We start from the raw sequence: 22,528 nt of genomic DNA, 5'->3' as shown, positions 1-22,528 counted from the left end.
CCAGAGACGGTTACGCCGGCAGCGCCAGCCCCAGCAGGTGTTCGGGGGTAGCGGCGTCCCGCGGGACCACCTCCACCAGTTCGCCATCGCGCATTACGGCAATGCGGTCACAGATCGAGCTCACCTCGGCAAGGTCGCTCGAGATCACCAGCACGCTCTTGCCCTGCTCGGCCAAATCGTAAAGCAGGCTATAAATATCGCGCCGTGCGCCCACGTCGATGCCCCGGGTGGGTTCGTCCATCACGAACAGATCGATCTCTTCAGAGAGCCACCGGGCAAGAATTACCTTCTGCTGGTTGCCGCCGGAGAGCTTGCCGATCGGCGCCCGCGGGCCCGGCGTCTTGATGCTCAGCTTCCGGATATAGTCTTCGGCGTTACGCCGCTCGCGCCCGGGGTGGCGAAACACGCCCCAGCGCTTGAAAAAACGTCGGCAGCTGATGTTCAGGTTGTCGGCGACGCTTGCCACGGGAAAAATGCCCTGGGACTTGCGGTCTTCCGGGCACATGGCGATCCCGGCACGAATCGCCTCGCCGGGGCTTTTGAAGCGCCGCGTGGTGCCCTTGAAGGTGACGCTGCCCGCTTTGGGCGTCTCGACCCCGCACACCAGGCGCAAAAGTTCACTGCGCCCGGCCCCCACCAGGCCGAATAGCCCGAATACTTCCCCCTTCTTCACCGAGAAGCTCACCGGGCCTTTGATCCCCCGGCCTTCGATGCCGTCCACGCTGAGCACCGTCTCGCCGGCTTCACGAAAGCGGTAGCCGTAAACATCGTTGATATCGCGGCCGACCATTTCACTGACCAGCAGGTCGTGGGTGAGCGTACTCATGTCCTCGTGGGTACGAATGTGCTTCCCGTCGCGAAATATCGTGACCGCATCGCACATCTCGAACACTTCCTCCATGCGGTGGGTCACGTAGAGCACTACCCGACCTTCATCGCGCAGGCGCTGGACGATACGCTTGAGCTGGCGCGTCTCCTGTACCGAGAGGCTGCTGGTCGGCTCATCGAAGGCGATGACCCGCGCATCGCGCAGTAGCGCGCGGCCGATCTCGATCATCTGTTGCTGGCCGATCGATAGATCGCGTACTTTCGTGGAGGGATGAATCGCGCCCTCGCCCAGGTCTTTCAGAATCGCCAGCGCCCGCTCTTTCAACCGACGGCGGTCCACGAACCCACTGCGAGTGGGTAGCTGCCCCAGCAACAGGTTTTCCGCCACTGACATGTTCGGCGAGAGGGTGAGCTCTTGATAGATGATTGCGATGCCTTCGCGCAGCGCCTCCCGGGCATTGCCGAAGACGTGACGCTGCCCATCGATCCAAAGCGCGCCTTCGGCGGCCCGGTTCACGCCGCTAAGCACCTTTAGCAGCGTGGATTTGCCGGCGCCGTTTTCGCCCATCAGCGCATGCACCTGACCGGTGTGGGCCGAGAAGCTCACATCGTCCAGCGCGCGCACACCAGGAAATACCACGCTAATGCCGTCGAAACGAAGATACGGTTCAGACATAACCACCCCCTCCCTCAACAGAGCGCATTAAAGTCCCAGTTCCTCACGCACTTCTTCCCAGTTATCCCGGGTCATCAGGGTGCCGGTGGTTTCCGTATTGGCCTCGGGCTCGCGGTCTTCGCTAATCCAGTGGTACAGATCCTCTGTGGTTTGGCGGCCGTGCATGGTCGAGCTAACGGCCACCGTGCCGTGAAAGCCGGTGGGGTTGTTGCGCGAGAACTCGGCAAAGGCAGCGCCGGAGCCGTTGATACCCACGCCGATCACGTCTTCCGGCGCCAGCCCATACTGCTCGGTCGCGCGCACGCCACCCAGCACGCTCTCCTCGTTGAGCGCGTAGATCACCCAGTGCTCGTAACCGCCGCGCTGGGAAAGCACCGGCGAGGCGGCGGAAAAGGCGCCGTTGGTATCGGTGCTTTGCTGGGGCGCGTCGAAAATGTTCTCTTCGGGGAAGCCGGCCTCGAGCAGCGCCTGGGTGGCGCCATCGGTGCGCTCCACCGCCGTGGGCAGTTCGTTATTGGTGATGCGCAGCGCGGCCACCTCTTCGCTGTCCCAGCCCCGCGCCTGCATCTCCGCGGCAATCGCCTCGCCCACCTGGCGGCCAATTTTGGTGCCCGACATGCCTAGATGAGGCACGTCCGCCATGGGCTCGCCGCTGGAATTCACGAACTGGTCGTCCACGGTGATGACCTTCATACCGTACTGGTTGGCGCGGTTCATGATGGCCGACCCTAGGCGCACATCCGGCGGGCAGATCACAAAGCCCTGAGCCCCCTGGGCGTAAAGATTATCGATGGCGCTCAGTACTTGCTGGCCATCCTCACCGCCGAGGCGCACGACTTCGAAACCGAGCTCTTCGCCCACCTCGGTCGCCGCGCGCTGCTCGTTAATGAACCACGCCTGCTCCGGCTTTTTCACGATAAAGCCGATTTTTACATCCTCGTCACTTTGTGCCTGAACGCTCAATGGCGCCATCATGATGGCGCTGCATAGTGCCAGGCGTGCAAAAGAGGTGGCTAGTCGCATGGTGAAGCTCCTTTTATCGTCATTGTTTTTAATCACTATTTATTCGTTACCGCTTGGCGGGCAACACTTGGCACAGCGAGAGCCAGGCGTTGACCGCGCACTACCAGCTTTCATGAGTCGAAAAACGCATCACGGTGCGCGAGTGATAATGCTCACCGGGTTCTAAAGTAGTGCTGGGGAAGTCGGCCTGGTTGGGCGAGTCGGGAAAGTGCTGGGTTTCCAGCGCCAGCCCCGAGCGCTGCTGATACGCCTGGCCGCTTTTACCGGTGAGCTCGCCACCCAAAAAGTTACCCGAGTAGAATTGGATACCCGGCTCCGTGGTTTCGATTTCAAGCAACCGGCCGCTTTCCGGCGCCCATACCCGCGCCGCCAGCACCAGCTCGCCTTCTTGGCTTTCATCGCGCTCGAGTACGAAGTTGTGATCGTACCCCTGGCCAAAACCGAGCTGCTCGTCGTCCTGCTCGATACGCTCGCCAATGGCCGTTGGCTCGGTAAAGTCGAACGGCGTGCCCGCCACGTCGCGAAGCTCCCCGGTCGGGATCAGCGACTCATTAACTGGCGTAAAGGCATTGGCGTCGAGCATGAGCTGATGATCGAGAATGGTATCGCTACCCTCGCCCTCCAGGTTGAAGTAGCTGTGCTGGGTCAAGTTGACCGGGGTGGCCTTGTCGGTGTCGGCCTGGTAGTCGATGATCAATTCATCCTGGTCGGTGAGCGTATACGTCACCTCGACGCTCAGCTCGCCAGGGTAGCCCTCTTCACCTTCCGCGCTGGTGTAGCGCAGCACCAGGCCCGCGCCACTTTCGTTCTCGAACGGCTCGGCTTGCCAAAGTACGCGGTCGAAGCCTTGCGCGCCGCCGTGCAAGTGGTTGTCGCCATCGTTGATGGAGAGCGTATAGGTCTCGCCTTCAAGCGAAAATTGGCCGTTGGCAATACGGTTACTATAACGCCCGATCAGCGCACCAAAGTAAGGATTGACCTGCTGATAGGTGTCCGAGAGATAGCCGTCGATCGAGTCGAAGCCCAGCACGACATCGTCAAAATCGCCGGCACTGTCTGGCACTTTAAGCGACACGATGGTGCCACCGTAGGTAATGACCTTGAGTTCGACACCGTTGGCATTGGTGAGTAAGTAACTCGCCACCTCACGACCATCGGGCAGTTGGCCGAAGGTGGCTTTTTCGATGCTTTCAGCGGTGTGTGTCGGGCGCTGTTGCTCCATGGTAGACGTCTCATTCTGCGCATGGGCGGTGCTCATCACCAGCAGCGCGCTACCCACTCCGATGAATAAAGCAGGGACAAAACGGCCCGGCGTGGCGTGCGTTAGAGGCATGATACTCCCCCCTTTTATGGTTGTTGTTATCAAGGCGGTATGGACCCCGCCTGGTCATCGCTAACCCTAGACAATTCGGGCATAACCAACCAATACATAAGTAGGCTAAAATCCATATACATTTAGTTATCGATAACGACAAAAGGCTTATCCCATGGGTGTTCTGGAGGATGACTGGTTTCTCGACGCTCGACTAAAGTTGCGCCATTTTCAGTTATTTTTAGCGCTCGAAGAGCAGCGCAACCTGCACCGGGCGGCGCGTCAGCTCCATATCAGCCAACCCGCCGCTTCGAAGCTACTCAGCGATGTGGAGTCCAACCTGGGCGTGCGCCTGTTCGATCGCCACTCCCGCGGCTTGACGCCCAACTGGTATGGGGAGGTGATGGTTCGTCAGGCGCACAGCATACTGTCGACGCTTCGTCACACCGGCGAAGAGCTGAACGCTTTACAACGTGGCCATCTGGGAACCGTCGCGGTCGGCACCGTCATGGCCCCCGCCGTCACGCTGCTGACCAGCGCCATCGAGCGCGTCCACCGCGACCGCCCCGAGCTCAAAATTAGCGTCGAGGTCGATGTCAGTAAGGTGCTCGTGCCGCGCCTATTGGAGGGTGAGCTCGATTTTGCCATCACGCGTATTCCCGCGGGCTACAACATCGAGCACTTCGTATTCGAAGAGATTGGTGAGGAGGAGCTCTGTTTTGTTTGCCGAAAGGCGCACCCGCTGGCCGACGAACCCACCCTGGGCCTTGCCGACATGGCCGTTTACCCATGGTCGCTTCAGCCGCCCGGCGCGCTCATGCGCCAGCGGGTGGACAGCCTGTTTCTCCACCATCAGGTCGCGCCACCCCGCCAGGTCGTGGACACCACCGACCTGCTGGTCTCGCTTTCGCTGGTTTTGAAATCCGACACGATTACCGTGGCCACGCGCGAAACCGCCGACCTGCTCTGCCCGCCCGAGCGCTTTCATCGGCTGCCTTTCGTGGAAACCCTTAGCGTGCAGCCCTACGGGCTTGTCAGTTTGCGCCAACAGCGGCTCTCTCCGGGGGCGGCGGTGCTGATGAGCACGCTGCGCGAGCTGATCGAATAAGCTGACCGAAGATCGCGTTCGTCTGCCCGGTGCTTGTAGCCTGAAAGCAATACCTCGCCAGATCGTTTGAAACGTATCGAGGCACCAATATTATTGGCACAAAAATACTGTATATATTTACAGTAATGAGCTAAGCTTTTTTTGATGCTACTTCAGCATCCACCGTTTCACTGAAGGCCACCTACCTGTTGGTAAAGGAGCGCTTAATGAAATTTCTACTCAATTCCGGGGTCAAGCCTGTCTGGTTAAAGCCCGCACTCATCACTTTAGCAATCAGTGCAAGTACCTCTGCCGTCGCCGACGTCCCGCCGTTAAGCGTCGAAGGCAACCAGATTCTGAGCGGCGGAGAAGCCAAAAGCTTTGCCGGTAACAGCTTTTTCTGGAGCAATACGGGCTGGGACCAGGAAAAAATGTATAACGCCCAGGTGGTGCAGTGGTTAAAAGAGGATTGGAACACCACGATCGTCAGAGCGGCAATGGGCGCCGATGAAGGCGGCTCGTACCAGCAGGATCCTCAAGCCAACGTGGAACGGGTGGAAACGATCGTCGACGCGGCGATCGACAATGACATGTATGTCATCATCGATTTTCACACCCATCACGGTGAGGATAAAAAAGAGGATGCCATTCGCTTTTTCCAACAAATGGCGCAGCAGTATGGCGATTACAACAACGTCATCTACGAAATCTATAACGAGCCGTTACAGGTGAGCTGGAGCGATGTCGTCAAGCCTTACGCGGAAGATGTGATCGCGGCTATCCGTGACATCGACCCTGACAATTTGATCGTGGTGGGCTCCCCCACCTGGTCGCAAGACGTCGATGCCGCCTCTGTCGACCCGATCGAGGGCGACAATATCGCCTATACCCTGCATTTCTACGCAGGCACCCACGGTCAATCCCTACGCGATAAGGCCGAAACCGCCTTGAATAACGGTGTCGCCTTGATGGTGACCGAGTGGGGCGCCGTCAACGCCGATGGCGGCGGGGCCGTGGCCGAGGAAAGTACTCGCGAATGGATGGACTTTCTCGCCGACAACGCTATCACGCACCTCAATTGGGCGGTGAGCGACAAGGATGAAGGTGCCTCCATTATCAGGCCGGGCGCTAGTCCTACGGGCCAGTGGGACGCATCCGAGCTGACCGATTCCGGAACCCTGGTCAAAGAGATCATCAGCAACTGGGGCACCGAGATCGGCTCAGTAGAGTGATAGAAGCGTCGCTTTTAAAGCGGCATCGACCCAACCAAAAGCCCGGCCAACGCCGGGCTTTTTTAATTCACGCCTGCATGAAAGCCGGTCGACGAAGTCCCTACTCGATGAACGCATCGACGGTTTCGCGGTGGCCATAAAGAAAAGCATCGGCAACCTGGCGAAGCGGTGCTACGTCGACATCGCTTTCATGACGACCGACCAGCTCGGCGAAGTGCTCATAAAGCCCCGCGTACTCGCGCTCCTCGGCATCGACGATAACCTCACCGTTAATCGTCAAACGACAGCCCCCCTGGGTCAGGCTTAGCGGCCCTTCGTCGGTTTCCACATGAATATCCCAGGTTTGCGGCCCGGTCTGGCGAAAGTCGAAATGCGCCTCGATGACGGCTTCACGCGCGTCGGTAAAACTCAGCTCAGCGGCAATGGGGGTCTGGCAGTTGCTGGGCACCTGTAGCGTGGCACCGCGCAGGAAAAACGGCTGTGCCAGGATGGCCGTCGCAATCGAAAGCGCGTTGATACCCGGATCGAACACGCCCATTCCGCCGGGCTGCCAGATCCACGCCTGACCGGGGTGCCAGACACGCACATCCTCTTTCCACTCGATCTCGACGCGGCGTACATCGCGTTGGCTAAGCCACTCACGAGCACGCGCCACCCCCGGGGCAAAGCGTGAGTGCCAGGCGGCAAACAGCGTAACGCCCTGCGCGTTGGCCAGGGTTATCAACTCCTCGACTTCGCTAAGCGTGGCGCCCGGCGGTTTTTCCAGCAGTACATGCTTGCCGCGTAAAAGCGCCGCTCGCGCCGTGGTATAGCGCAGGTGGGTCGGCGTGCAGATCGCCACGGCCTCAATATCCGGCTGGTTATCCAGCATCGCTTCAAGCGATTCAAAGCCTGGAACACCCTCCAAGGATGCGTGGGGATCTGCCGTCGCCGCCAGTTGGCAGGCTGACGTGGCCGCTATAGCAGGTAAATGCTGGTCGCGGGCAATTTTCCCGACGCCAACAAGCCCAATGTTCAGTTTCGACATACGTTCGCCTTGTTTTTGAAAAGAAATGAATCGTTGTGTCAGTGATGGTCGACGCTGCGCCCCAGGGAACTGGCCCCGTGTTCGAGCCCTAACGCTTCGGCGGTTCCTGCCAGCACCGCCAGGGCGGCGTTGAACGCCTCCCTGGGGCGGCGCATACGAATGCTCTCCATCAGTACGCGATGGCGCTCCAGCGCTTCATCGGGGTTGGAGGCGCTATCGTTGGACATGGAGATCAGCATGTAGATGGAGGGCCGGAGAATATGCGAAAGCTGCGCCCAAACGATATTGTGGGTGGCCTTGAAGATCGCTTCGTGAAAGGCCACGTCGTACTCGCTGTGCAGGCGGCGCTCTTCGGCGCAGGTCGCATTGCGCAGGTTTTGCCCCAGCCCCTCGAAAGCCTCTTCGATCGCGACCAAATCCCGTGCCTTGGCACATTTTGCGGCGGTCATGGCCACGTAGGGTTCTACATCCAAACGGAAAGCGAGAATCTGGCGCTGAATATCCGGGTTGGGCACCGCGTATCGGGTTAGCCAATCGGTCACCTGCGGGTCCAAAATGTGCCATTCCGAGTATTCGCGCACTTTCGATCCGTGGCCGGAAATGCGCTCGATAATACCCACGTCGACCAGTTGGCGCAGGTCGCTACGAACCGCCGAGCGGTTAATCCCAAACCGCTCACAAAGATCCAGCTCGCGAGGCACGAAGTCACCCGGCTGGTACTGTCCGGTCAGAATCTCGCTGACCAAATGCTCCGCAATGCTGGGACGAGCCGTGGGCTTGTTCAGAGATGACGTCACTAAAATCGATCCTGTTTCAATTCATATCCATCATAACGTAATTACCCGGGCGCCATCACAGCGACTCGCCAACAGCGCCTCATCCACCCTGCTTCAATAACGACACTCCACGGTCGTGACACGCGTTTTAAAAACCGCGGTTTCGACGGCCGAGCGGTCACCCGGCGGTTAGCAGCCTTTTCGCTTTACCAGAAACATACAAAAGTCTATGTTGAACATAAAGAAATAAGGTAAGACATTTAAAGGAATGACTCAACGCCCCGCCGCACGCCGCAAGACGTAATAGCTCATACAAGGACAAATAACGATGCGACTTATTCAATACCTCGACGCCAACGACCTGCGGGTCGCCTGCGTCGAAAACCATGACCAGGTCAGGCCTATCGAGATCGATGGCGGTACCTATGGCCTTGCCCAGGCGGCAATGGCAGAAGGGCGCTCCTTGCAAGCAGTGGCAACGGCCCACCAAAGCGACGAGCTGATCGACTACCAAACGTTGATCGATGAACGCCGCTTGCTCCCCCCGCTCACCCACCCGGACCCCGCTCACTGCCTGGTGACAGGAACGGGCCTGACCCATCTGGGCAGCGCCGACACCCGCTCGGCCATGCATGCCAAGACCCAAGTGAGCGACGATGAGCTGACCGATTCCATGCGCATGTTCAAGCTTGGCGTCGAGGGAGGTAAACCCGCGGCCGGCAGCGTCGGTGCCCAGCCCGAGTGGTTTTACAAGGGCGACGGCGACTGCATCGTGGCGCCCGAAGCGGACATGCCCTCGCCAGGCTTCGCCGAAGACGCAGGTGAAGAGCCAGAGCTTGCCGGGCTTTATATCGTCAGCGGCGATGGCACCCCTTTCCGGCTGGGCTACACCGTAGGCAACGAATTTTCAGACCACGTCATCGAGCGCTTCAACTACCTGTGGCTGGCCCACTCCAAGCTGCGCGCCTGCAGCATGGGGCCGGAGCTGCTGGTCGGCGAGCTGCCCGCGCACCTGGAGGGCACCAGCCGCATCGTGCGCGATGGCGAAACGCTCTGGGAAAAACCCTTTCTCACCGGCGAAGCCAACATGGCGCACAGCCTCGCCAACCTCGAGCACCACCACTTCAAGTACCCCGGCTTTCGCCGCCCAGGCGATGTGCACGTGCACTTCTTCGGCACGGCAACGCTCAGCTTTGCCGATGGGATCCAAACCCGCGAAGGCGACCGTTTCGAGATAGCCCTCAACGATTTTGGCCGCCCGCTGCGCAATACGCTGCGCCCGACGCCAACCAGAGCGACCGGCGACATTCAGCCGCTTTGATCAAAAGTACACTCCCGCGACGACCAGTAATCAAGTAACGACATCGATTTATGCGTAAAGGAGGCACGATGAATCTGGAAGGTACCCTACTGATTGGCCAGCAGGCCGTTACCGGCACCGCCGCCGGTATTAATGCCATCAACCCGGCCACTGGCGAACAGCTCGACCCCACGTACCCAGGCGGCACGCGCAGCGACGTCGAAAAGGCCTGCGCACTTGCCGAACAGGCTTTCGACCACTATCGCGACACCTCGCTGGAGGAGCGCGCACGCTTTTTGGAAGCCATTGCTGACGAGATCGAAGCCATTGGCGCGGACCTTACGAAGCGCGGCGTAGCGGAAACGGGCCTGCCCGAAGCGCGTCTTGAAGGCGAACGCGGCCGCACCTGCGGCCAGCTGCGCCTGTTCGCAAGCGTGGTACGCGCCGGCGAGTGGCTCGATATTCGCCACGATCCGGCCCTTCCGGATCGCCAGCCGATGCCGCGGGGTGACCTGCGCCAGCGTCACATTCCGCTCGGCCCGGTAGCCGTTTTCGGGGCCAGCAACTTTCCGCTCGCCTTCAGCGTGGCGGGGGGTGACACCGCCTCGGCCCTGGCCGCTGGCTGCCCGGTCGTCGTGAAAGGCCACTCGGCACACCCCGGCACCTCGGAGCTGGTGGGCCGCGCCATTCAGCGTGCGGTAGCGAAATGCAAGCTGCCGGAAGGCGTCTTTTCGCTGCTCTTCGGCTCGGGTAAAGAGATTGGCCAGGCGCTGGTGGCGGACCCGCACATCAAAGCCGTTGGCTTCACCGGCTCGCGCAGCGGGGGTAAAGCCCTGATGGCGACCGCCCAGGCGCGCCCCGAGCCGATCCCGGTCTACGCCGAAATGAGCAGCGTCAATCCCGTCTTCCTGCTCCCGGAGGCGCTCAAAGCACGCGGCAAGCAAATCGCCGAAGCCTTTGTCGGCTCGCTCAACATGGGCGCCGGTCAGTTCTGTACCAACCCAGGGCTCGTGATCGGCCTTAAAGGCGCTGAGCTTGATACCTTCATCAACGCCGCCGGCGAGACGGTCAAGGAAACCACCGGCCTCACCATGCTGACACCGGGTATCCATGACGCTTACCAAAGCGGTGTGGCGGCACTGTCCAAGCAAGCCAGTGTGAAGGAAGTCGCCCGCGGGAAAACCGGCGACGGCCCTCATACCAGCCAGCCAGGCCTCTATGTGGCAAGCGCCCAGGATTTCTTGACCGATGAGGCGCTGCAGGGAGAAATTTTCGGCGCCACGTCGCTGATCATTGAGTGTGCCGACGCCGATGAGATGCTAAAGGTCGCCAAACAGGTGGAAGGCCAGCTGACCATCACCCTGCAAATGGAAGACGCTGACCTGCAGGCGGCCAAGCGCCTGCTGCCGACCCTTGAGCGGCGCGCCGGACGCATCCTGGTCAATGGCTGGCCCACCGGCGTAGAAGTCGGCCACGCCATGGTCCACGGCGGCCCCTACCCGGCCACGTCCGACAGCCGTACCACCTCGGTGGGCAGCGCCGCCATCTTCCGCTTCCTGCGCCCGGTCTGCTATCAGGACCTGCCCGGCGAGCTGCTGCCCGAAGCGCTGCGTGACGGCAACCCGCTCAACGTCACGCGCTTGGTCGACGGCAAGCGCCACTAAGCGCTATAGCGGCTCACGCAACGCGCATCCAACCGCTAGCCCGGCAGGGAGTTACCCTGCCGGGCTAGTTTCGTTTGTAGGGTGCCTGAGCTTTATTATCAGTCGTGTTGGGCAATACGTCGCAGGCAAGCGGCACGACCATGTGCGCGTGCCAGCGGCGTTTTAGACATTGTGGGTCGTGGCGGAGGGCGAGTTTCTCCGTTGAGCACGCCATCGTCCTTCGCCGGTGACCAACCTCTGGTTACCTATTGGCTAATTGTCGGGCTCTGGCGAGTAGCCCATGCTTTCGCGCAACAATGACACCCACCGGCACTGGAAAGGTAATCCCATGGCTGATCAAGCGCGCGAACTGCCGCTTCAAGGATTGAAAGTACTCGAATTAGGCCAACTGATCGCCGGTCCCTTTGCCACCAAGATGCTGGTGGCTGCCCCTTTGCCCCGGGTGCGACGGGCAACGTCTGCACCGAGGACCTGGTGCACATGTTCGAGGCGATGGGCGTCAACACCGGCATGAACCTGGACGCCCTGCTCGAGATAGCCGCTACCCTACCCGAGCATGTGGGCCACGACGTGCCTGGCCAGGTGGTCAAGGCCGGCAAGGGGGCCCGGCGTTATCCAGTCCCGCACTGACAACCAATACGTTCGAGTCGCTGATAGCTTTCTAACAAGCCTTCCCATGATTTAAAACTTTACAGCTCAAATGATCGCTATTTCCTCATATCGCTCATCTGGCGTAAACTCTAAAAACGTTAGGGGAGAGTACTATGGGAATACAGCAACGATCTGTGGCTAAACGCCAAGCGATGGCAGCCGCCGCGATGCGAACCTATCCCGGCATCTCACTCGCTTGGAAAATGCGCGAAAGCGAGGCAGCCCTACTGTTAGGCGTACCGGGCTCCACTTATCGGCGATGGAAAAAAACGCCAGAAAGCGCAAACCTCGATGCCAACCATCTTGAGCGAATGTCGTTGATACTTGGGATCTACAAGGCACTGCATATTCTGCTGCCTAATCAGGAGGCCGCGGATGGGTGGCTTCGCAAACCCAACAGCAATCCGCTTTTTTCAGGCCACACGCCCATGGAGCGTTTGCTCAACGGCCAAGTGTCGGACCTGTACGTCGTGCGCCAGCACCTTGATGCTGCACGTGGTGGTGGTCACGCATGAGGTTTCCTTCAAACAGCGTTGTATGGCGACCCAGCTATCGCGTTATTCCCTCACGCTTTCCGCCCATTCACCTGTTCGAAAACGTGAACGCCAGTGCCAGCGATTGGGATTTACTCAATGAGTTGGAAGGTGAAACCTCGGCGCGGCTACGCGAACAGGCAGGCGCTATCCATCTGGTTCGCGATGAAGACCGTCGTTACGGGCCGGGCTTTACACCAGTCATGGCCGCCTTTTGCCATTTCCCTGCCACCGGATCACGTTTTAGTGATGGCACGTTTGGGGTGTACTACTGCGCCCTTACAGAGGCCACGGCAATCGCTGAAACGGTCTATCACGCGGAGAGGTTTTTAGCAGAATCCCGCGAGCCGCCCATGATGCTCCAGCAACGCGTTTACCTGTCGAATTTGAGGGGACATCTAATCGACCTGCGCGAACAGCCTCATACCCAAACACTTCTTGCACCGGACAGCTGGACCGTGAGCCAAACCATGGGAAGAAGTGCCTGGGAAACACGCGCTGATGGAATCGTTTATCCCAGCGTTCGAGCCCCCGGCGGTGAGTGCGCCGCTGTATTGCGCCCACCGGTGCTGTCTGCCGCACACCAGGGACGCCACCTCGGCTACGACTGGGATGGCGAGCGCATTCGTCATATTTATGAGCTGACGCTACTGGAGTGATAGACCCAAGGCCAGGCGTCTAGTACTCCCTTATAACCACGTTAAGGATCAAGCCCCCGGCCCCACCACGTGCTTCACCTCCAGATAAGCACTCAACCCCCAGGGCCCCAGCTCGCGGCCGATGCCGCTTTGCTTGAAGCCGCCCCAGGCGGTTTCGGGCAGCACCAGTTGCTCGGTGTTGTACCAGATGCTGCCGGCCTTGAGCGCGCGGCCGATGCGTTTGGCGCGCTCGACGTCGCCGCTGATCACCGTGGCCGCGAGTCCAAAGGTGCTGTCGTTGGCCAGTTCGATGGCCTGGGCCTCGCTTGCCACGCTGCGCGCGCAGAGCACGGGGCCGAAGATTTCCTCCTTCCAGAGCCGGCTTGTGGGCGGCACGTCGCGATAGAGCGTAGGCGCGACGAAGTAGCCTTGCTCCGGCAGCGTGTAATGGGTTTTATCGCGCACTACCCTCAGGCCTTCCTGGGCGGCCACGTCCAGGTAGGCGTTGACGGCCTCCCGCTGTTGGGCGCTGGTGAGCGGCCCCAGGTCAGTATCTTCCACGCGCGGGTCGCCCAGGGTCAGCGCGTCCATGCGCGTGGCGAGTTCGCCGTAAAGCGCCTCGGCCACACGTTCGTGCACCAACAGGCGCGAGGTGGCCGAGCAGATCTGCCCGGCGTTGAAATAGATGCCCGCCATCACCCAGTCGGCGGCCTGAGCGGGGTCGGCGTCGTCCATCACCAGAATGGGCGATTTGCCGCCCAGCTCCAGCGAGACCCCGGCGGCGCGTGCGCTGGCCGCCTTCATCACCGCCTCGCCCACGCGGTTGCTGCCGGTGAACGAGACCTTGTCCACGTCCGGGTGGCTTGCAAGCGGCGCGCCGATGCCTTCGCCATCACCGTTCAACAAATTCAAGACGCCTTCGGGCAGGCCGATTTCCAGGGCGATCTCCGCCAGCGCCTGTTCGGGCAGCGGTACGATTTCCGAAGGTTTCAGCACGGCGGTGCAGCCGGCCGCCAGTGCCGGCGCCAGCTTCCAGGCACTGGTCACCAACGGAAAATTCCAGGGTGTGATCAGCCCGACCACGCCAGCCGGATCAAAATAGGTGCGCGCCTCGACGCCGTCCATTTCGACCGCCACCCGCTCGCCCTGGCGGGCGTCCAGCGCGCGGGCTTGCCCGGCGTAGTAGCGGTAACAAGCGATCGCGTCGTCCAGGTCGATGCCGGCTTCCATAAAGGGCTTGCCGTTGTTGGTGGCGCTGAGTTCGATGAGTTCCGCGCGCCGCGCTTGCAGTGCCTCGGCGAAGCCTTCGAGATACGGTGCCCGCCCGGCGCCGCCCAGCGCCTGCCAGGCGGGCTGGGCGTTTCGGGCCGCCACCACGGCGGCGTCCACATCCTCGGCTGCCCCTGCCGTTACCTGACCGATCACCTCTTCACGGTAGGGGTTGAATACCTCGAGTAGACGACTGCCAAGAGAAGTCACCCACTGGTTATTGATGAACTGCTGATCGAGCGTCTTCATAAGTATCCTTTACTGGGTGCAGGCGTGATGCCAGGCGGCAGCGTCGATTTCGATGAGTAGCGGGCCGGCAGGGTTGCGCTTAATCAGGGCGTGGGCGAGCGCCTCGGGCGACTCGACCCGGACGCTTGCACAGCCAAACCCGTCGGCCAATGTCAGAAAATCCGGCGCCTGAAGATCCACGCCGAGGCGCGCCACGCCGTGGGCGTCCATGTAGCGGCGAATTTCTTCATAACCGGCGTTGTGCCAGAGCACGATGACGACCGGCAGCTTCGCCTCCACAGCAGTGGCGATTTCCGAAAGTGTGAACATCACCCCGCCGTCGCCCACCAGCGCGACTACCGGCAAATCCGGCCGGGCAAGTTGAGCGCCCAGCGCTGCGGGCAGCCCATACCCCAGGGTGCCGTAGCCGGTCGAGGCGTTAAAGTAGCGCCGCGGCGCGGGCTGGCTCACCAGGTGATTGCCCGCGTACACCGGCGCGGTGGAATCCCCCACCAGCACCGCCTCGGGCAGGTGCTCGGCAAGCGTTCGATAAAGCGGCACGAAATCGCTGAACGCCGGGTCATTGGCAAGATCGAGCGCGGCCCATGCGGCGGCGGTTCGCGCGACGCCCCCGCGCTCGTGCGCCTCGGGGAAGTGTTCCAAAAGCAGCGCCAGGCTACGCCCGGCATCGCCCACCAGGCCCAGCGCGGTCGCCTGGTTGCGCACGAGCTGCTCCGGGTCCAGGTCGATGCGAATCAGCGTGCCGTCAAGGCGAAAACCGTCGTCGAACACCACATCAAAATCGGTTTCGCCAAGCTCGGTGCCGACGGCCAGAATCACGTCCGCCTCGGCGGCAAGCTTACGCACCGGCGGCAGCGCGGCGTTGGCGCCCAGGTCCAGCGGGTGGTCGCGCCCTAAAAGCCCCTTGGCGTTGATGGTGGTCACCGTCGGCGCGTCGAGCCGCTCGACCAACGCGCGGGCCGCCTCCGGGGCGGCAACACAGCCGCCCCCCAGCAGCACCAGCGGTTTTTTTGCCGCGTTTAGCAGGCGCGCCGCCTCACCCAGCCCTTCCGGGTCCGGCGCGGCGCGGTAGAGCGTTGGCGCCTGCCAGCTTCGCGGTGCAGGCACTGGCGTATCGAACAGGTCAATGGGGATTTCGATATGCACCGGGCCCGGGCGGGCGCCGTTAAAGACGGCGAAAGCGCGGGCGAGTACCTCGGGCAGCGTCGAGGCGTCCATCAGCGTGTGACTAAAGCGCGCCACGCCGCTGACCAGCTGCTGTTGGCTTGGCAGCTCGTGAAGCCGCCCTTGCCCCATTGCCAGGGTATCGCGGCGGTTGACGCTCGAGATCACCAGCATGGGAATGGAATCCGCCAGGGCCTGGCCCATGGCGGTGGCAATATTGGTCATACCGGGGCCGGTAATGATCAAGCACACGCCGGGCTTGCCGCTCGCCCTGGCGTAACCGTCGGCCATGAAGCCCGCGCCCTGCTCGTGGCGCGGCGTCACGTGCTGTACACCGCTGCCTTCTAAGCCGCGGTAAAGCTCCACCGTGTGCACGCCGGGAATGCCGAAGAGCGACTCGACCCCGTAGGTATCGCGTAAAAGGCGAATCAAAAGCTCGGCGCAGGTCATCGTTTGAAAATCCTTCATGAGCTATGCCTCAAAAGAAAAACGTATGCGCCATGAAGGCAATGATGGGGAGCGTGATCGCGGTACGCAGCAAAAACACCACCGCCAGCTCCCACAGCGCGATGGGGATTTTCGATTTCAGCAGCAGCGCGCCGATCTCGGACATGTACACCAACTGCGTCATGGAAAGACACGCGATCACGAAGCGCGTGAGTTCGCTGTCGATATTGGTGGCCAGTACCGCAGGCAGGAACATATCCGCAAAGCCGACCAGCGTGGCCGGGGCCGCGGCCTGGGCTTCGGGAATGCGCAGCAGCTCGAGCACCGGCACCATCGGGTAGGAGAGCCAGGTGAACAGCGGCGTGAACTCGGCGAGAATCAGCGCCACGGTCCCGATGGCGAACACCAGCGGCAACAGCGTGAGGAAGATATCGATCACGTTGATCAGCGCTAGCTTGGCAAGCGCGACAGGCCCCGGGGCACCGGCGGCGCGGCGGGTGGCCTGTAAAAGGCTATAGCGGAAAAGCCCCGCCTTGCCGGTGTTCTCCTCACTGATTTGGCAGCCCACCGGCGCGTAGTAGTCGTTGGCTTTCAACGAAAGTGGCGGAATGCGCGAGACGATGATCGCGGCGACAAGCCCGGATACCACCACGGTGAAGTAGAACGGCACGAACAGGTGGTTGATACCCACGAAGTTGGCCACCAGCAGGCTGAACGCAATGGAGGCCACGGAGAAATTGGTGGCGATCACCGAGGCCTCGCGGCCGTTATAAAAGCCCTGCTCGTACTGCTGGGACGTAATCAGCACGCCCACGGTGCCGGAGCCCATCCAGGAGGCGGTGGCGTCGATGGCGCTGCGCCCGGGCAGATTGAAGATGATCCGAAACGGCTTGCGCACCAGGCTTCCGATAAACTCCATGAAACCGAATTCGACCAGAAACGGCAGCAAAATCGCGGCAAAGAAGAAAAACGTCAGCAGCACCGGCGCCAGATCGTCGAGCATCACCCCGCCGGTGAACGAGGCGGTGACGAACTCCGGGCCCACCTGAAAGTAGGTCATCACCACGAAAACGGCGCCCAGAATACGCAACGCCACCCAGATCGGGCCGACGTTGAACATATCGCCGAAGTGGCCGCCACGCGCCCAGGCCGGGTTGGTCGTCTTCACGTACAGGGTCACCACCACCGACACGCACAACACCAGCATGGCAATTAATGGAAGCGCCTGACCAAGCAGCGCCTGTAAGCCATCGGCCATCATGCCCATGCCGATATTGACCGACTCCCCGGTTTGAAACGGCACCAGAAACAGCAAGACGCCGACGACCGAGGGAATCAGAAACTTGAGCAAATGGCTTCGAGGGATAGGCCCGTTTGACGCAGCCTCGTCGCGTGTCGTTTGAGATTCAGACATAGAGTTCACCTGTTGAGAGTGCTTATTGGAGGTGGGCTGGCGGCGTGGGCGTGGGAGGCTTGGCCTCCCTTTGTTATCTATTGTTTTAATCGAGCGTCATCGGCGCCGGGAACTTACTCGCCCCGCTTGACCCCCGGCAGCACACAGAGCATCTCGTACAAGAGCGTGGCCCCCATCAGCGCAGTATTGCCGCTGGTGTCATAGGGCGGTGAAACTTCCACCAGATCGCCGCCGACGATATTGAGCCCCGCCGCCCCGCGCACGATCTCCAGGCCCTGATGGGAGGTGAGCCCGCCCATCTCCACGGTGCCGGTACCCGGTGCCACCGAGGGGTCGAGCCCGTCGATATCGAAGCTGATATACACCGGCGTATCGCTCATCTGCGCGCGTACTTCCTCCATCAAGGGTGCCAGCGACTGGTACCAGCACGCCTCTGCCTGGACGACGCGAAAGCCCTGACCCCGGCACCAGTCGAAGTCTTCGGCCGAGTAACCGGTGCCGCGCAGGCCGATCTGCACCACCTTTTCTTTCGCCAGAAGTCCCTCTTCCTGAGCGCGGCGAAAGGTCGTGCCGTGGGCGATCTCTTCGCCGAACATGTGCTCATTGACGTCCGCATGGGCGTCGATATGAATCAGCCCCACCGGGCCGTGCTTTTTGGCTATGGCGCGCAGAATCGGCAGCGTCATGGTGTGATCGCCACCGAGGGTCAGCGGCACGCAGTCGTGGCGCAACACGTCGTCGAAAAACGCCGTGATGATGTCGACGCTCTTGGGCAGGTGGAAGGTGTTGATCGGCACGTCGCCGATATCCGCCACCTGCAGGTACTCAAAAGGCGCGGCGCGGGTCGCCATGTTGTAGGGGCGCAGCATGCGTGATTCATCACGAATTTGGCGCGGGCCCATGCGCGTGCCGGGGCGGTTGGAGGTCCCGATATCCATGGGAATACCGATGAAGGCCACGTCGAGCCCTTGGGCACTTTCCTGGGTGGGCAGGCGCATCATGGTGGCCGGGCCGCCAAAGCGCGGCACGCTGTTACCGCCCAGCGGCTGGTTGAACTCGGACATTAAAACCTCCTGTCGTTATCGAGACGGGCTTTCAAAAGCCCTCTTTGGCTACGCGTTACCTTGATACTGCATTTAACGTGCCAAACACTGGAATCCCTTGAACGGGGCTTTTCGAGCTCAATCGATGCAAAAATGACTTATAAAGGCGTAGCATTGAGTCATATATGCATTGACCAAGTCATATTCGGTTCAAACAAGGAGGCCGAGTGGAAGATATCGATCGGCACGTGCTCAACACCATCGTGGAAACCGCCAACGACCACTTCTTCATCGTCAGCGCAAGCGGCCAGGTACTTGATATCAGCCCCGGGGTCGAGGCGGTGTACGGCATGTCGCGGGATGAACTGCTCGGCAGCAACGTCAAAACCCTCGAACAAAACGGCACCCTCAAGCCCTCGATCAGCCTGGAGGTCATGCGCACCCAGCGCGCTGCTCAGCTGATGCAAACCACCGGCACCGGGCGGCGGGTGATCGCCGAGGCGCATCCGGTGCTGGTGAACGGCAAGCTCGAGCGCATCATCAGCCGCTCCCGGGATTTAACCGACCTACAGCTTCTTCAGGACGAGTACGCGCTGCTGCAAAAACGCTTCAACGAACACATCAAGCGCGACCGCAACGGCGCGACCCCCGACGACCGCGCGCTGGATAGCGCCCTGGAGCACCTACAGGTTCGAAGCCCCGCGATGCGCGAAGTGGCGCGTTTGCTCAAACGCGTTGCGCCCTCGAGTGCCAACGTGCTGATGCTGGGCGAGTCCGGCGTGGGCAAGACCGCTTTCGCCCGACAGCTCCACCGCTGGAGCGCGCGGGGTGAAGGCGCGTTCATCGAGGTCAACTGTGCTGCCATTCCGGAAAACCTGTTCGAGTCCGAGATGTTCGGCTACCAACCCGGGGCCTTTAGCGGCGCCGCCCGCCAGGGCAAGGCCGGGCTTTTGGAGCAGGCCGAGGGCGGCACGCTGTTTCTCGACGAGATCGGCGAGCTTCCGCTGTTGATGCAGACCAAGCTTTTGAAAGTGATTCAGGACGGTAAGCTCACCCGGCTGGGCGACACCCGCGCGCGCCGGGTGGATTTTCGCTTGGTGGTGGCCACTAATCAGGACCTGGCGCGCCGGGTGCAGGAAGGCGCTTTCCGGCTGGATCTTTACTACCGCCTCAACGTCATCCCCGTGACATTGCCCCCGCTTCGCGAACGCCGCGAGGATATCCCCGGCCTTGCCGAAGCATGTTTGGCGCGGCTGAACGCCCACTACGGGCGGCAGAAATTTCTGGGCAATTACGTCTGGTCGACGCTGATGGGAAGCGACTGGCCGGGCAACGTGCGCGAGCTCGAAAACTGGCTGGAGCGTGCCTGGCTTTCGAGCGCCTCTGATCAGATCGATCGGGTCGGGCTTTCGCCTCAACCCACCGCCGCCCAGGACGCCCCCTCACCCTTGGCGGCGCAAAGCGCGCCGCTGGAGGCCGGCGAAACACTGCCCGACTATCTGGCGCGCCTCGAAGACGAGCTTCTCGAAGGGCTTTGCAAAACCCACACCAGCACCTACGCCATCGCCAAACGTCTAGGCATCAGCCAATCGAGTGTAGTGCGCAAACTAAAGCGCTACGGCCTTGCGGCCAACGGCTGACCTACGCCCACCCCGGCGTGTCACACAACCGCAACACCTTTGACGCAGAGTGATTGACCATCGTCATACCGTTTCGAACGAGTATCGAGTCATGAGCCAATCGCGTATCCGCCTGGAAGGTGTTACCAAACGTTGGGACGCGACCACCGCCGTCGACAACGTCTCCTTTGACGTCACCCCGGGCCAGTTCGTCATTCTGCTCGGCCCTTCCGGCTGCGGAAAATCCACCACGCTTCGCATGATCGCCGGGCTAGAGGACGCCTCCCAGGGCGAGATTCATATCGGCGAGCGCGACGTGACGCGATTGCCGCCGGGGGATCGCGGCCTTTCCATGGTGTTTCAGTCCTACGCACTGTTTCCCCACCTGAGCGTGGCGGAGAACATCGTCTTCGGCCTCAAGAGTCGCCGCGTCGCTAAAGCCGAGCGCCAGGCCCGGCTCGAACAGGTCGCCGAGCTCGTCGATTTGACCGCTTATCTCGACCGCAAGCCCGCAAAACTCTCCGGTGGCCAGCGCCAGCGAGTGGCGCTCGCCCGGGCGATCATCTCCGAGCACCCGATTTGTTTGATGGACGAGCCGCTCTCTAACCTGGACGCCCGCCTGCGTAGCGACATGCGCCGCGAGATCAAGGCGCTGCAGAGCCGCCTGAACATGACGGTGATCTACGTCACCCACGACCAGGTCGAGGCGATGAGCATGGGCGACCGGGTCATCCTGATGCAGCACGGGCGCATCGTTCAGGACGCCACGCCGGATGCGCTCTACAACCACCCGGCGAGCGCCTTCGCCGCCAGTTTCATAGGAAGCCCCGCGATGAATCTACTGCCTTTGGTGGCCGGTGACACCGGCGCCGTGATCGACGGCGACACGACCCTCGTCGCCCCGCTGCAAGCGGCGGGTGGCCAGCTGGGCATTCGCCCGGAAGATATCGAACTGCGCCCGGCGGATGCCCCCGGCATCCCGGCAAGAATAGTGGGCGAGGAGTACCTGGGCGCGGACACCATCGTCTACGTGGCGGTGGGCGAGCAGCGCCTGCGCGTGCGCGTCAACGGCAAACCCGCGCTGACGGGCGAGGCCTGCCGGCTTTTCTGGGCGCCGGAGAGCGCCCACCTTTTCGCCGAGGACGGCCTGCGCCAAACGCAGCTTTCGCCAAGCGCGCTACCCGGCACACTGCGCCGCGTGTCTCGCCCGCCCCAGGTGGGTTCGTTTCAACACTAAACCCCAGGAGTTCCCATGCGTTTTCGTCTTCCCTTTGCCCCAACGGCCCTGGCCGCGGGTTTGCTCAGCGCCTCCTACGCCAGCGCCGACGTCGACCTCACCCTGTACTACCCCGTCTCGGTGGGCGGCGCCCTGACCGGCGTGGTCGACAACCTGGTCGAGGAGTTCGAGAGCGAACACCCGGATATCTCCGTGGAGGCGATCTACGCGGGCAACTACGACGATACCCGAGTGCGCGCCACCTCTGCTCTGGAAGCCGGCGACGCCCCGGCGCTGTCGGTGATGTTCTCCATCGATCTATTCGAGCTCGTCGAGCAGGACGCCATCGTCGCCTTCGATGAGCTGGTCGAGACCGACGAGGAGCGCGAATGGCTGGATAGCTTCTACCCGGGGCTGATGGAAAACGGCCAGCTCGATGACCAGACCTACGGCATTCCCTTCCAGCGCTCCACCATCGTGCTGTTCTGGAACAAGGACGCCTTCGAGGCCGCCGGGCTCGACCCCCAAACGCCGCCGGAGAACTGGGATGAAATGGCCGAGATGGCCGCCACCATTCGCGAAGCCAGCAATAACGATCAGTGGGGCGTAATGGTGCCCTCCACCGGCTACGCCTACTGGATGTTCCAGGCGTTCGCCTATCAAAACGGCCACCGCCTAATGAACGAAGCGGGCACCGAGGTCTACTTCGACGACCCCGCCGCCATCGAGGCGCTGGAGTACTGGGTTTCGCTTTCAGAAGAGCACGACGCCATGCCCGAGGGCATCATCGAGTGGGGTACGCTTCGCCAGAACTTCATCGAGCAGACCACCGCCATGATGTGGCACACCACCGGCAACCTGACCGCCGCGCGTAACGAGGCGGATTTCGACTTCGGCGTGGCCATGCTGCCCATGAAAGAGCAGCGCGGTAGCCCCACCGGCGGCGGCAACTTCTACATCTTCAAGGACGCAAGCGAAGAAGAGCAGCGCGCCGCGATGACCTTCGTTCGCTGGATGACCTCGCCAGAGCGCGCCGCGGACTGGTCGATCGAGACCGGCTATATGGGCGTGAGCCCCGCCGCTTACGAAACCGAGGCACTCCAGGCCTACGTCGAGGAGTTCCCGCCGGCGGCGGTCGCCCGCGACCAGTTGGAGCACGGCACCGCCGAGCTCTCCACCTACCAGGGCGGGCGTATTCGCCGCACGCTGGATAACGCGGTTCAAGCGGCGCTCACCGGCCAGATGGAACCCGCCGAGGCGCTCGCGCAGGCCCAGCGCGAAGCCGACGGTATTCTGCGCCGCTACGCGCGTTAAATACCGCCAGGTTCAGTAAAGCAATTCTCGAACGCGGTCTTGAGCA

At 61.6% G+C, this 22,528-nt stretch carries 19 protein-coding genes; 10 read left to right on the top strand and 9 right to left on the bottom strand.

Annotated elements, in window-relative coordinates; translation table 11 throughout:
- Positions 1–10: 10 nt before the first annotated feature.
- The 3 genes from araG to ACWHRL_RS02455 all read right to left on the bottom strand — a co-directional run bounded on the left by araG (position 11) and on the right by ACWHRL_RS02455 (position 3,860).
- Positions 11–1,504, bottom strand: a complete 1,494-nt coding sequence (araG, locus tag ACWHRL_RS02465) for an L-arabinose ABC transporter ATP-binding protein AraG (RefSeq protein ID WP_447895092.1) — start codon at positions 1,502–1,504, stop codon at positions 11–13.
- A gap of 27 nt (positions 1,505–1,531) precedes the next feature.
- Complete coding sequence (locus ACWHRL_RS02460; RefSeq protein ID WP_447895091.1) at positions 1,532–2,527, bottom strand: arabinose ABC transporter substrate-binding protein; 996 nt, start codon at positions 2,525–2,527, stop codon at positions 1,532–1,534.
- Positions 2,528–2,627: 100 nt separating this feature from the next.
- Positions 2,628–3,860, bottom strand: a complete 1,233-nt coding sequence (locus ACWHRL_RS02455; RefSeq protein ID WP_447895090.1) for an aldose epimerase family protein — start codon at positions 3,858–3,860, stop codon at positions 2,628–2,630.
- A 154-nt stretch (positions 3,861–4,014) separates the two neighbouring features.
- Here ACWHRL_RS02455 and ACWHRL_RS02450 point away from each other — a divergent pair, with 154 nt between their 5' ends.
- Positions 4,015–4,947: a LysR substrate-binding domain-containing protein gene (locus tag ACWHRL_RS02450; protein ID WP_447527696.1), complete on the top strand. Its 933-nt coding sequence runs from the start codon at positions 4,015–4,017 to the stop codon at positions 4,945–4,947.
- 206 nt (positions 4,948–5,153) lie between these two features.
- Positions 5,154–6,158 carry a glycoside hydrolase family 5 protein gene (locus tag ACWHRL_RS02445; RefSeq protein WP_447895089.1) on the top strand — a complete coding sequence of 335 codons (1,005 nt, stop codon included), beginning with the start codon at positions 5,154–5,156 and terminating at the stop codon, positions 6,156–6,158.
- Positions 6,159–6,258: 100 nt separating this feature from the next.
- On the opposite strand, the gene ACWHRL_RS02440 is transcribed toward ACWHRL_RS02445, so the two are convergent.
- Both ACWHRL_RS02440 and ACWHRL_RS02435 read right to left on the bottom strand, forming a co-directional pair.
- Positions 6,259–7,185 (bottom strand): Gfo/Idh/MocA family protein, encoded by a 927-nt coding sequence (locus ACWHRL_RS02440; protein ID WP_447527694.1) that lies wholly within the window; start codon positions 7,183–7,185, stop codon positions 6,259–6,261.
- Between the two features lie 38 nt (positions 7,186–7,223).
- Positions 7,224–7,982, bottom strand: a complete 759-nt coding sequence (locus ACWHRL_RS02435) for a FadR/GntR family transcriptional regulator (protein WP_447895088.1) — start codon at positions 7,980–7,982, stop codon at positions 7,224–7,226.
- 307 nt (positions 7,983–8,289) lie between these two features.
- Between ACWHRL_RS02435 and araD1 the strand changes: the two genes are divergently transcribed.
- The 5 genes from araD1 to ACWHRL_RS02410 all read left to right on the top strand — a co-directional run bounded on the left by araD1 (position 8,290) and on the right by ACWHRL_RS02410 (position 12,768).
- Positions 8,290–9,282 (top strand): AraD1 family protein, encoded by a 993-nt coding sequence (gene araD1 / locus ACWHRL_RS02430; RefSeq protein ID WP_447895087.1) that lies wholly within the window; start codon positions 8,290–8,292, stop codon positions 9,280–9,282.
- Between the two features lie 68 nt (positions 9,283–9,350).
- The gene (locus ACWHRL_RS02425) at positions 9,351–10,925 is read left to right on the top strand and encodes an aldehyde dehydrogenase (NADP(+)) (protein WP_447895086.1); all 1,575 of its coding nucleotides are present in this window, start codon (positions 9,351–9,353) and stop codon (positions 10,923–10,925) included.
- 480 nt (positions 10,926–11,405) lie between these two features.
- Positions 11,406–11,555, top strand: a complete 150-nt coding sequence (locus tag ACWHRL_RS02420; protein ID WP_447895085.1) for a hypothetical protein — start codon at positions 11,406–11,408, stop codon at positions 11,553–11,555.
- Between the two features lie 134 nt (positions 11,556–11,689).
- Positions 11,690–12,091 carry an MbcA/ParS/Xre antitoxin family protein gene (locus tag ACWHRL_RS02415; RefSeq protein ID WP_447895084.1) on the top strand — a complete coding sequence of 134 codons (402 nt, stop codon included), beginning with the start codon at positions 11,690–11,692 and terminating at the stop codon, positions 12,089–12,091.
- Entirely contained in the window at positions 12,088–12,768 is a 681-nt protein-coding gene (locus ACWHRL_RS02410; RefSeq protein WP_447527688.1) for an RES family NAD+ phosphorylase, read from the top strand. The genes ACWHRL_RS02415 and ACWHRL_RS02410 overlap by 4 nt, the downstream gene beginning before the upstream one ends.
- Before the next feature lie 48 nt (positions 12,769–12,816).
- On the opposite strand, the gene ACWHRL_RS02405 is transcribed toward ACWHRL_RS02410, so the two are convergent.
- The 4 genes from ACWHRL_RS02405 to speB all read right to left on the bottom strand — a co-directional run bounded on the left by ACWHRL_RS02405 (position 12,817) and on the right by speB (position 18,354).
- Positions 12,817–14,265: an aldehyde dehydrogenase family protein gene (locus ACWHRL_RS02405; protein WP_447527687.1), complete on the bottom strand. Its 1,449-nt coding sequence runs from the start codon at positions 14,263–14,265 to the stop codon at positions 12,817–12,819.
- Between the two features lie 9 nt (positions 14,266–14,274).
- A complete protein-coding gene (locus ACWHRL_RS02400; RefSeq protein ID WP_447895083.1) occupies positions 14,275–15,897 on the bottom strand; it encodes a 5-guanidino-2-oxopentanoate decarboxylase in 1,623 nt (540 codons plus the stop codon).
- A gap of 10 nt (positions 15,898–15,907) precedes the next feature.
- Positions 15,908–17,290 (bottom strand): YjiH family protein, encoded by a 1,383-nt coding sequence (locus ACWHRL_RS02395; RefSeq protein WP_447895082.1) that lies wholly within the window; start codon positions 17,288–17,290, stop codon positions 15,908–15,910.
- Positions 17,291–17,403: 113 nt separating this feature from the next.
- Positions 17,404–18,354: an agmatinase gene (speB, locus tag ACWHRL_RS02390; protein WP_447895081.1), complete on the bottom strand. Its 951-nt coding sequence runs from the start codon at positions 18,352–18,354 to the stop codon at positions 17,404–17,406.
- 206 nt (positions 18,355–18,560) lie between these two features.
- Here speB and ACWHRL_RS02385 point away from each other — a divergent pair, with 206 nt between their 5' ends.
- The 3 genes from ACWHRL_RS02385 (at position 18,561) to ACWHRL_RS02375 (ending at position 22,482) form a co-directional block, all read left to right on the top strand.
- Positions 18,561–19,973 (top strand): sigma-54 interaction domain-containing protein, encoded by a 1,413-nt coding sequence (locus ACWHRL_RS02385; protein ID WP_447895080.1) that lies wholly within the window; start codon positions 18,561–18,563, stop codon positions 19,971–19,973.
- A gap of 91 nt (positions 19,974–20,064) precedes the next feature.
- Positions 20,065–21,189, top strand: a complete 1,125-nt coding sequence (locus tag ACWHRL_RS02380; protein ID WP_447895079.1) for an ABC transporter ATP-binding protein — start codon at positions 20,065–20,067, stop codon at positions 21,187–21,189.
- 15 nt (positions 21,190–21,204) lie between these two features.
- Positions 21,205–22,482 carry an ABC transporter substrate-binding protein gene (locus ACWHRL_RS02375; RefSeq protein ID WP_447895078.1) on the top strand — a complete coding sequence of 426 codons (1,278 nt, stop codon included), beginning with the start codon at positions 21,205–21,207 and terminating at the stop codon, positions 22,480–22,482.
- Positions 22,483–22,528: the final 46 nt, after the last annotated feature.

It is taken from the genome of Vreelandella sp. GE22 (genome assembly GCF_968212445.1).
Note: the sequence above shows the minus strand (reverse complement) of the source record. Positions and strands in the feature narration are given on the sequence as shown.

Bases quoted from the DNA above. Each gene is read 5' to 3' on its own strand.
- speB (WP_447895081.1), bottom strand. From the start codon at position 18,354: ATGTCCGAGTTCAACCAGCCGCTGGGCGGTAACAGCGTGCCGCGCTTT.
- ACWHRL_RS02395 (WP_447895082.1), bottom strand. From the start codon at position 17,290: ATGTCTGAATCTCAAACGACACGCGACGAGGCTGCGTCAAACGGGCCT.
- ACWHRL_RS02450 (WP_447527696.1), top strand. From the start codon at position 4,015: ATGGGTGTTCTGGAGGATGACTGGTTTCTCGACGCTCGACTAAAGTTG.
- ACWHRL_RS02440 (WP_447527694.1), bottom strand. From the start codon at position 7,185: ATGTCGAAACTGAACATTGGGCTTGTTGGCGTCGGGAAAATTGCCCGC.
- ACWHRL_RS02415 (WP_447895084.1), top strand. From the start codon at position 11,690: ATGGGAATACAGCAACGATCTGTGGCTAAACGCCAAGCGATGGCAGCC.
- ACWHRL_RS02375 (WP_447895078.1), top strand. From the start codon at position 21,205: ATGCGTTTTCGTCTTCCCTTTGCCCCAACGGCCCTGGCCGCGGGTTTG.
- araD1 (WP_447895087.1), top strand. From the start codon at position 8,290: ATGCGACTTATTCAATACCTCGACGCCAACGACCTGCGGGTCGCCTGC.
- ACWHRL_RS02400 (WP_447895083.1), bottom strand. From the start codon at position 15,897: ATGAAGGATTTTCAAACGATGACCTGCGCCGAGCTTTTGATTCGCCTT.
- araG (WP_447895092.1), bottom strand. From the start codon at position 1,504: ATGTCTGAACCGTATCTTCGTTTCGACGGCATTAGCGTGGTATTTCCT.
- ACWHRL_RS02460 (WP_447895091.1), bottom strand. From the start codon at position 2,527: ATGCGACTAGCCACCTCTTTTGCACGCCTGGCACTATGCAGCGCCATC.
- ACWHRL_RS02380 (WP_447895079.1), top strand. From the start codon at position 20,065: ATGAGCCAATCGCGTATCCGCCTGGAAGGTGTTACCAAACGTTGGGAC.
- ACWHRL_RS02410 (WP_447527688.1), top strand. From the start codon at position 12,088: ATGAGGTTTCCTTCAAACAGCGTTGTATGGCGACCCAGCTATCGCGTT.
- ACWHRL_RS02455 (WP_447895090.1), bottom strand. From the start codon at position 3,860: ATGCCTCTAACGCACGCCACGCCGGGCCGTTTTGTCCCTGCTTTATTC.
- ACWHRL_RS02445 (WP_447895089.1), top strand. From the start codon at position 5,154: ATGAAATTTCTACTCAATTCCGGGGTCAAGCCTGTCTGGTTAAAGCCC.
- ACWHRL_RS02420 (WP_447895085.1), top strand. From the start codon at position 11,406: ATGTTCGAGGCGATGGGCGTCAACACCGGCATGAACCTGGACGCCCTG.
- ACWHRL_RS02425 (WP_447895086.1), top strand. From the start codon at position 9,351: ATGAATCTGGAAGGTACCCTACTGATTGGCCAGCAGGCCGTTACCGGC.
- ACWHRL_RS02405 (WP_447527687.1), bottom strand. From the start codon at position 14,265: ATGAAGACGCTCGATCAGCAGTTCATCAATAACCAGTGGGTGACTTCT.